We start from the raw sequence: 807 nt of genomic DNA on the forward strand, positions 1-807 counted from the left end.
CCCTGTTAAACAATATTGGGATCCGCTCTTGTACCTTTTTCAACTTTTCAGCCATTTCAGACTTTTTATTTAAATTGCAACGCAGCATTAATTTCGAAAATTTAAAAACAATTCGATGAAAGATGATATCGAGGAAAGAGCTTTTCATTGGGCCATAATTAAAATGTCTTATATAATCTTCACACTGTTCACTTCTTGTGTTATTCCACTTTTCATTAATAACTTCTAACCCATCACAGCCTTTTGCAAAGTGAATTACATGGCCGTTTTCTCCCCAACCCACGGTATCTATGTCTGAAACAGGCTCATGGATTGCGTTAATGATTTGATCTAACCACGCAATAGACTCAGAGCATGATTTCATTAACATCACTCCTGAGTTTAGCTTGCCGCTATATCCTTTCGCCATAAACAAAAATTTATCTGGTTTTACTAGACTTGCCAGTTCAGGACAATCATTTTGAATGTAGGCATCAGCATCAACAAATAAGACGTATTGGTAACCGGCTGTCAATGCTGCGCGTAATAAGTACAACTTGAGCCAACAACACTCAGCACCAAGATTTGTCACCCACGGCTTTTCAACAACAATATATTCGTATCCCATTTTTTCCGCATATCTGCGCTGACTCTCAAGATGGCGGCGATATCTAATTTGGTACCCGTTCAGTGCTATGCTGAATATAAGTGTAGTATTTTTGCTTGCCATAAAGCCTCCTGTTTACTGTAACAGGCAGTGCAAATACTGCTCCAGCAATTAGTCCTAAGTAACACCTAGCAAAAATAAAATTCATAAACATATGATTT

At 37.8% G+C, this 807-nt stretch carries 1 protein-coding gene; it reads right to left on the reverse strand.

Translation table 11 applies throughout. The features are described from left to right. The coding region (locus tag L1D50_RS23175; protein ID WP_239966954.1) for a hypothetical protein at positions 1–709 on the reverse strand (709 nt) is incomplete at its 3' end. Positions 710–807: the final 98 nt, after the last annotated feature.

This window comes from Pseudoalteromonas sp. Isolate6 (genome assembly GCF_022398435.1).
GTDB classification, from domain to species: Bacteria; Pseudomonadota; Gammaproteobacteria; order Enterobacterales; family Alteromonadaceae; genus Pseudoalteromonas; species Pseudoalteromonas galatheae.